This is a genomic window from Rhodobacter sp. P2_H5 (assembly GCF_056403335.1).
On sequence record NZ_JBFUFS010000038.1, the window covers coordinates 1 to 8,585 of the forward strand.

Here is an 8,585-nt window from a genome sequence, read left to right on the forward strand (position 1 = left end):
CCCCAGACCCCCCCGGGGATATTTTCGTCTGGATGAAGGGGGGGCGGGGGGGAGCCTGTCAGATCGGGAGTTTGAAATCGGCGGGCAGGCCCATCGCTTCGCCCAGCTTGGCCATTTCCTGCTGGCTGCGGGCGGCGGCCTTGGCTTGCGCGTCGCGCAGGGCGGCGATGATCAGGTCTTCGACCACTTCCTTTTCCGAGGCGACGAGGATCGAAGGGTCGATGTCGAGCCCGGTGATCTCGCCCTTGGCGGTGGCGCGGGCCTTCACCAGACCGGCCCCGGATTCGCCGATCACGACGATCCGCGCCAGCTGTTCCTGCAGCTCGCCCATCTTGCCCTGCACTTCCTGTGCGGCCTTCATCATCTTGGCCATGTCGCCAATGGCGCCCAAACCTTTCAGCATCGGCTTCTCCTTTTGTTCCGAGGATAGAGATAAGTGGGGCAGGGGCGCGGGGCAAGGGTCAGCCGTTCACGCGCCTGACGCAAAGGCATTGATGAAGGGGGGGCTGGCGCCGTTGCGGCGGGCCGGTCGCTGCTGGCGCCGGTTGCGCGGTATTGCAGACAAAGCGAGGGGCCGCGCTGGAGAAACACGCGCCCAGCTTGGTTCAGGTCCGTGCAAAGTGCAGGGCGAGAAAACAGAGAACGGCCGCTCGGGCCGGGCGGAATTTTCGCAGAAAATTCGGGCGCCTTGTCAGCTTTCCTCGAAGGGGTCCCATTCGTCCTCCACCTCGGGGAGGGCGGCTTCGGCGGCGGAGGCGGCCAGCGCCTCGGGAGTGCGGATGGCGGTGATCCTGGCGGCAGGGAAGGCGGCGAGGATGGCCTGGACGAGGGGCTGGGTCATCGCCTCCGCCCGGGCCTCGGCCATCTCGCGGTCCTGTTCTTCGGCAATCGTGGGCGCCCCGCCGGAGGAGACGACCGAGACGCCCCAGCGCGTGCCGGTCCAGCTTTGCAGCCTTTGGCCGAGGCGGGCGGCGAAATCGGGGGCCGCGTCGGCGGTCGGCTCGAACTCGATCCTTCCGGGGGCGTAACGGGCGAGGCGGAGGGTGGATTCGACCTCGAACAACAGCTTCATGTCGCGCTTGTCGCGGATCAGGGCCACAACCTGGTCGAAGGTCTGGTATTGGGTTTCGGGCGCGGATTGGACCGCCAGAGCCTGACCACCCTGCATGACCGGGCCGCGCATCGGCATCGAGGGGGCGAGGCGCATCATGGGGGCGTGAACCGCCCCGCCTCCACCCCCGCCGCCGCCCGCCGGGGCGCCGCCGGGGACGCTGGCGGTGGGCTGGACGTGGCGCAGGTGGCGCAACAGGGTTTCGGGGTCGGGCAGGTCGGCCACATGGGTCAGGCGGATCACCGCCATCTCGGCCGCCATCATTGCATTGGGGGCCTGGGCGACCTCTTCCAGCGCTTTCAGCAAAAGCTGCCACATCCGCGAGAGCGAGCGCAGCGGCAACCGGCTGGCCATGTCCATGCCGCGGCTGCGTTCATCCGGCGCAAGGGTCGGGTCTTCGGCGGCCTCGGGGGTGATCTTGATGACCGAGATCCAATGCGTGATCTCGGCCAGGTCACGCAGCACGGCGAGGGGATCGGCGCCGTCGGAATATTGCTCGGACAATTCGTGCAGGGCTTCGGCGGCCGCACCGCGCATAATCATGTCGAAAAGGTCCATGACCCGGCCGCGGTCGGCGAGGCCGAGCATGGCGCGGACCGCTTCGGCCTCGACAGCGCCGGCGCCGTTGGAGATCGCCTGATCCAGCAGTGAAGTCGCGTCGCGGGCGGAGCCTTCCGCCGCGCGGGTGATCAGACCGAGGGCTGCGTCGGAGATGGTGGCGCCTTCACCCTTGGCGATCTTCTGCAGCAGCGCGATCATCACCTCGGGTTCGATGCGTTTCAGATCAAAGCGTTGGCAGCGTGACAGGACGGTGACCGGCACCTTGCGGATCTCGGTCGTGGCGAAGATGAATTTGACGTGCTCGGGCGGTTCCTCCAGCGTCTTCAACAAAGCGTTGAAGGCGGCGGTCGACAGCATGTGCACTTCGTCGATGATATAGACTTTGTAGCGGGCCGAGGCGGCGCGGTAGCGCACGGATTCAATAATCTCGCGGATGTCGCCGACCCCGGTGCGCGAGGCGGCGTCCATCTCCATCACATCGACATGGCGGCCCTCGGCAATGGCGCGGCAGGGTTCGCAGACGAGGCAAGGCTCGGTCGTGGGGCCGCCCTTGCCATCGGGGCCGACGCAATTCAGGCCCTTGGCGATGATCCGGGCGGTGGTGGTTTTGCCGGTGCCGCGGATGCCGGTCATGATGAAGGCATGCGCGATCCGGTCCGCCGCGAAGGCGTTCTTCAGCGTGCGCACCATGGCCTCCTGGCCGACGAGGTCGGCAAAGGTCTCGGGGCGGTATTTGCGCGCCAGAACGCGGTAGGCGGGGTCGGTGGACGACATGGGGTTCCCGGATTCGAGGTGGAGCAAGACTAAGCTTTGGCGCGGCCAAGGTAAACCTGTCGCTGGAAAGCGCGGGGGAATTGCCCTACATCCGCCCTATGGAACATGAGCCGTTGCAAGACCCGAGCCCCGAAGCCTTCAAAACCGCCATGCGCGGCATTGTCGGCACCTGCAGCCTGATCACCGTGGGGCAGGGGGCGGAGGCGAGCGGGATGGTGATCACCACCGGAATCTCGCTGACCGCCGAGCCGCCGATGGTTCTGGCCTGCATCAACCGCTCCACCTCCAGCTGGCCGCTCATCGCGCGGCATGGCTATTTCGGCTGGATGGCGCTGGGGTCGGGGCATCAGGCGGTGGCCGAACGGTTCTCCGGCAAGGGTGGCTTGCGCGGGCCGGCGCGGTATGAGGGCGCGGACTGGGTCGAGGCGCCCTCGGGGGTGCGGCTTCTGGCGGATGCGCCGCAGGCCTTTGCCTGCAAGGTCGAAGAAATGATCGACCGGGGCACGCATTCGATCCTGATCGGCCGGGTTCTGCAGATCCGCACTTTGCCCGGCCTTGGTGCGCTGTTGTACTGGAACGGTCAATATCACGCGCTGGCGAGCTGAGCCGGCGGAAATCCTTGCCGCGCTGCCCGGTCGCATGGCGTTGCGCCGCTCCTTCGCCTAAGCTCGCCCCATGGCAACCACCGTTGGGAGGCGGACGGGATGCGATTGGCGATCCTCAGCGACATTCATGGCAACCGCGAGGCTTTTGCCGCCGTGCTGGAGGATCAGGCCGCGCGCGGTTGTGACGGCGTGGTGATTCTGGGCGATATCGTGGGCTATGGGCCTGATCCGGAATGGTGCTGTGACAAGGCCATGGCATTGGCGCAGTCCGGGGCCATCGTGATCCGCGGCAATCATGACGAGGCGGTGACCGCAGGTTCGGCCGGGATGAGCACCAATGCGCGCATCGCGATCGACTGGACCCGAGCGCGGCTGTCGCCCGCGCAGGCCGGGTTTCTCGCCGCACTGCCGATGCGGGCGACCCGCGATTGCGCGCTCTTCGTCCATGCCAGCGCGCAGGCGCCCGAGGATTGGATCTATGTGACCAACGAGGTGGCGGCGGCGGGCTGTCTGCGCTCCTGTCAGGCGCAGGTCACGTTTTGCGGCCATGTCCATGTGCCGGCGCTGTTTTCCGCCGATCTGCGTGGGCAGGTGGCGGCAACGCGGGTGCGGTTCGGCCTGCCCTCGCCGCTGTTGCGCTCGCGCCGCTGGCTGGCGGTGGTGGGCAGCGTCGGCCAGCCGCGGGATGGCTGCCCGCAGGCCTCCTATCTGATCTATGACGAAGAGGCCGCCGAGGTGACCTTTCGCCGCGTCGCCTATGACTGCGGGCTCGTGGCCACGAAAATCCGCGCGGCGGGCCTGCCCGAGGCCTTGGCGCAACGCCTGATCTGTGGGGATTAGCAATGCAGAGACCGCAGACCGGGCTGGAGATCGACGGCTTCACCCTGGGAGAAAAGCTGCACGAGGGCGGCTTCGCCTCGATCTGGGCGGTGACCCATGCGCTGTACCGCACGCCGATGGTGATGAAGGTGCCGACGATCCTCGACGGCTATGACGGCCCGACCATCGTGGGATTCGAGGTCGAGCAGATGATCATGCCGCGCCTGACCGGCCCGCATGTGCCGCGCATCCTGGGCGTCGGCGACTTCACCCGGCTGCCCTATATCGTGCAGGAGATGATCCCCGGCCCCAGCCTGCAAGCGCGCTTTGACAAGGGGCCCTGGCCACTCTCGGACCTGCTGGAAACCGCCGCCCGCATCGCCGAGGCGGTCCATGCCGTGCATCAGCAACATGTGGCGCATCTGGACCTGAAGCCGGCCAATATCCTGCAACGCCCGACGGGCGAGATGGTGCTGATCGACTTCGGCCTCGCCCGCCACGACGAACTTCCCGACCTTCTGGAGGAAGAGTTCGCCATCCCGATGGGCACCTGGCCCTATATCGCGCCCGAGCAATACCTGCGCCAGCGCGACGACATGCGTAGCGATCTGTTCGCGCTCGGGGCAATGATCTATGAAATGGCCACCGGTCACCCGCCCTTTGGCATGCCCCAGGCCCTGCGCCAGGTGCGGCGCAGGCTGTGGCGCGACCCGATGCCGCCGCGCGGCGTGCGCCCCGAAATCCCCGAGTGGCTGCAGGAGGTCATCCTGCGCGCGCTGGAGGTCGACCCCGCCAAACGCTATCAATCGGCGGCGCAGTTGCGCTTTGACCTGCAATATCCCGGGCAGGTGACCCTGACCGAGCGCGCCCGCAAACTGGCCCCCGACGGCTGGGGCCGGGTCTTCGCGCGCTGGCGCAAGATGCACAAGGTGACCGCGCTGTCGCATCCGAACCGGGTGGGGGTGCAGATCGGTCGCGCGCCGATCCTGCTGGTCGCGGTGGATCTTTCGCCCGAGGGGGAGGCTCTGGCCGCGCCCCTGCTGTCCTGGGTGCGCCGGATGTTGCTGCTGGAGCCGGATTCGCGTGTGGCCTGCGTCAATGTCATCCGCGCCGGGCGGCTGGCGATTGACGTGATGGTCGATGCCTCGGGCGAGAACCTGCATGTGGCGCGGCTGGTCCGCCTGAAAGCCTGGGCCGAGGAGCTGGACCTGCCCGAGGCGCAGCTGACCTTCACCATCCTCGAAGGCACCGACCCGGCGCAGGTCCTGATCGACCACGCGGCGCAGCTTGGGGCCGATCACATCCTGATGGGGGCGCGCGGCCATTCGACGGCGCGGCGCTATCTGGGCTCGGTCTCCAGCAAGGTGGTGGCGGAGGCCTCGGCCTCGGTCACCGTGATCCGCCAGCCGTGATGGACCTGCGACGGCCCGGTATGGGGAAAGCCTGGAGAAAGCCTTGACGTTTCGCGCGCCTGCGGTCCAGATACCATGAAAATATAGGTCTTTCATGCGCATTGAAACCTGGCCCCTGACAGGCGCATCCGCCGGAACCCGCCGCGAGGTGACGCTTTATCGTTTCGGATCCGTGGGCGCGCATCCCAAGGTCTATCTGCAGGCCGGGCTGCATGCCGACGAGATGCCGGGCGTTCTGGTGTTGCAGCATCTGATGGACCTGCTGGACGAGGCGGCGCGTCAGGGCCTTGTCCTGGGAGAGATCTGCATCGTGCCGATGGCCAACCCGATCGGCCTGTCGCAGTGGACGCATCAGCGCCCGCAGGGCCGGCAGGACACCGGTACTCTGCAGAACTTCAACCGCGGCTATCCCGATCTGGCGGCCCTGGCCGGCGACCGGCTGCAGGGTGCGCTCGGCCGCAACGCCGGGCAGAACCTGCACACCATCCGCCGCGCCTTCCGCGCCGCCCTGTCCGAGGTGACGCCGCGCAGCGATTTGCAGGATCTGCAGATCGGCCTGATGACCTGGTCTTGCGATGCCGATTATGTGCTGGACCTGCATTGCGACCATTTCGCGGTGATGCATCTTTACGCCTCGACCCTGCAGCCCGAGGTGACGCGGCTCCTGTGCCAGTCGGTGGGCGCCAAGCTGGCGCTGATCGCGGATGTCTCGGGTGGAAATGCCTTCGACGAGGCCAACAGCCGGCCCTGGCAGCAGTTGCGGGCGCGGTTTGGCGCCGCTGTGCCGCAGGGCTGTTTCGCCGCCACGCTGGAATACCGCGGCCAGTTCGACGTGGCCGATGATCTGGCGGCGCGCGATGCCGCCAATCTGATGACCTTCATGGCCAGCATCGGGGCGGTGCAGGGCTGGGATCTGTTCCCCTCGCATGGCGATGCCCTGCATCTGCCCCTCGCCGGCGCGGGCGAGGTCTTTGCGCCGCAGGGCGGCGTGGTGACCTGGGCCGTCCGCCCCGGCGACGAGGTCGCAGTGGGCCAGGTTCTGGGCCATGTCGTCGATCCGGTCAGCCGCCGGCGGATGCCGGTGACCGCGCCGGTTTCGGGAATGCTCTTTCGCACCGAGCTCTGGCGCTCCTGCCTGCGCGGTCAGTCGCTGGCCCATGTCGCCGGCACCACCATCGTGCGCAGCGGCGATCTTCTGTCGCTGTAGTGCGATTTCGTAAACCATATCTTCAGAATGCGGCGGCAAGACTGTCCTGAACCAAGGGCCAGATCCGGAACGCACGCATGGACAACCTCAAGACCCTCGCCCATGCTTGGGCCAGCCTGCCGCAGATCCGCGGGGTCCATGCCTCGGCCGATGGGCGCTGGGCTTTCTGGTCCGGCATGGGCATGGGGGAGGTGGCCGATGTCTTCTGCGCCCCGGTGGAGGAGGGCAGTCCCGCCCTGGCCGAACAGCTGACCTTTGCGAGCGAACCTTGCGAGATCCGCGATGTCTCTGCCGATGGGCAGGTGCTGATCCTCGCCCAATCGCGGCAGGGGGGCGGGCAGGGCCACCTACTGCTGATGGACCGCAGGATCGGCAACCGCCTGCGCCTGCTCACTCCCAAGCAGGACAGTCATCATGTGCTGGGCGGAGCGCTGACGCCGGATGGCAAGGCACTGATTTTCATGGCGGACTATGACTATGCCAGCCAGACGCAAGTCGCGGAGAGTTTGATCTGGCGGCAGGATCTGACCAGCGGCACGCGGACATGCCTCGCGCGGTCGCCCAGCTTTCTGCCCCAGGCGCCGCTGCAGTCGCCCTCGGGTCAGCGCATCCTTCTGCATGTCCGGGCGCGGGGCAACGGCGGCCAGCTCTGGCTGATGAACGCCGATGGCTCTGGCCTGCGCGAGGTCTTTGCCCTTGGGCCAGCCGATGCCTGCCGGGGCGTCTGGCTGGATGAGGACCGGATCGTGGTGATCGCCGAACGCGGCGGGCGGGATGAGCTGGGGATTTTCACGCTCTCGACCGGGACGACGCAATGGCTGGGGGGCGAGCCCGAGATCTGCCCGCACAGCGTGGTGGTCGGTGGCAAGGGCGGGTTTGTCTGCCTCGCCCACCGCAATGGCGTGTTGCGCCCGGTGCTGTTCGATGCGGCGGGACAGCGGGTCTTTGGCAACGACTCCGGGCGCGGCAACCTCGCCCCGCAGGTCGCCTTGCCGGATGGCGGCTGGCTGGCGCTGGCCTATGATGCCGATGCCCCCGACGATCTGGTGCGCGTCGCCCCCAACGGCCTCTGCCGCAGCCTGAAGGCGCCGCGCGCGGTGACCCTGCGCGCGGCGCCCGGTTCCACGATCCGCCACCACAGCGCCCCGCGCGATCTGTGGTGGGAGGGCGCGGATGGCCGCAAGGTGCAGGGCTGGCTTTACCTGCCGGCGGGCCGGCCGCTCGGGCTGATCGTCTGGCTGCACGACGGCCCCGACCAGCACTCCGAAGATCGGGCACATCCGCTGATCGGCTTCTGGCGCGCGCAGGGCTATGCCGTGCTCGATCCCAACTTTCGCGGCTCGACCGGGTTCGGGCAGGATTGGCGCAGCGCCTGTGGGGGACGGGTCGGCGGCAGTCAGGGCCGCGATGTCAGCGACATCACCCAAGGCATCGAGGCGGTGCTGGAACGCGGCCACGCGCCCCGCGCCGTCGCAGTGCTGGGCGCTGGCGCCGGCGCCCGCACCGCGCTTGCCTGCCTGGCCAGGCACGGCGATCTGGTCAGGGCCGCGGTCCTGATCGGCCCGCGCGGATTTCACGAAAACCTCGGCGCTGCCTTGCACCGGGTCCGGGGGGAGGTGCTGATCTTCGAAGGCCGCGCGCCCGACAGCGCCGAGGCAGCGGGATTCTCGCTGGCCGAGGCTTTGACCGAGGCGGGGATCCGGCACGAGGCGGTCATCTTCGACGACGAACACGACGCGGTCTTGCGGCGCAGCGCAGTGGAAACCTGCATGCTGCTGAGCGCGGCCTTCGTCAAGGCGGCTCTGGCGAGGACGGCGCAGCATGCCTGACCCCGCATGCCGCCCCGCAAGATGGGCAAATTGCCCATCCTTGTCTCTTGGCGATCTGCGACAATGGAGGTTGCAGACGAGACCCCGGTCCATCCTTGGGTGCCTGAGCCCGTCCGGTAGCTTGGGGCTCGTCTGCGTTTTCGCGTTCAAACCTGAACAGTTGCCTGGGGCGCTGCGCCAACAGACGACCCCGCAGATCAAGGACAGGCCGCCATGACTTTGCCACGGGATTTCATCGGTGTCGACGTTTCGAAGGATTGGCTCGAC

Annotated in this window: 7 protein-coding genes; 5 read left to right on the plus strand and 2 right to left on the minus strand. The window is 67.7% G+C overall.

What is annotated here, in order from left to right; translation table 11 throughout:
- Positions 1-58 precede the first annotated feature (58 nt).
- Together AC1DVR_RS23135 and AC1DVR_RS23140 are read right to left on the minus strand one after the other, a co-directional pair.
- The gene (locus AC1DVR_RS23135) at positions 59-403 is read right to left on the minus strand and encodes a YbaB/EbfC family nucleoid-associated protein (RefSeq protein WP_478002984.1); all 345 of its coding nucleotides are present in this window, start codon (positions 401-403) and stop codon (positions 59-61) included.
- 288 nt (positions 404-691) lie between these two features.
- A complete protein-coding gene (locus tag AC1DVR_RS23140) occupies positions 692-2,446 on the minus strand; it encodes a DNA polymerase III subunit gamma/tau (RefSeq protein ID WP_478002985.1) in 1,755 nt (584 codons plus the stop codon).
- A 113-nt stretch (positions 2,447-2,559) separates the two neighbouring features.
- Between AC1DVR_RS23140 and AC1DVR_RS23145 the strand changes: the two genes are divergently transcribed.
- The 5 genes from AC1DVR_RS23145 to AC1DVR_RS23165 all read left to right on the plus strand — a co-directional run bounded on the left by AC1DVR_RS23145 (position 2,560) and on the right by AC1DVR_RS23165 (position 8,318).
- A complete protein-coding gene (locus tag AC1DVR_RS23145) occupies positions 2,560-3,051 on the plus strand; it encodes a flavin reductase family protein (RefSeq protein WP_478002986.1) in 492 nt (163 codons plus the stop codon).
- A gap of 99 nt (positions 3,052-3,150) precedes the next feature.
- Positions 3,151-3,891, plus strand: a complete 741-nt coding sequence (locus AC1DVR_RS23150; RefSeq protein ID WP_478002987.1) for a metallophosphoesterase family protein — start codon at positions 3,151-3,153, stop codon at positions 3,889-3,891.
- Between the two features lie 2 nt (positions 3,892-3,893).
- Positions 3,894-5,282, plus strand: a complete 1,389-nt coding sequence (locus tag AC1DVR_RS23155; RefSeq protein WP_478002988.1) for a protein kinase domain-containing protein — start codon at positions 3,894-3,896, stop codon at positions 5,280-5,282.
- Positions 5,283-5,376: 94 nt separating this feature from the next.
- Positions 5,377-6,489, plus strand: a complete 1,113-nt coding sequence (locus tag AC1DVR_RS23160; protein WP_478002989.1) for a succinylglutamate desuccinylase/aspartoacylase family protein — start codon at positions 5,377-5,379, stop codon at positions 6,487-6,489.
- A 77-nt stretch (positions 6,490-6,566) separates the two neighbouring features.
- Positions 6,567-8,318 (plus strand): S9 family peptidase, encoded by a 1,752-nt coding sequence (locus AC1DVR_RS23165; protein ID WP_478002990.1) that lies wholly within the window; start codon positions 6,567-6,569, stop codon positions 8,316-8,318.
- Positions 8,319-8,585: the final 267 nt, after the last annotated feature.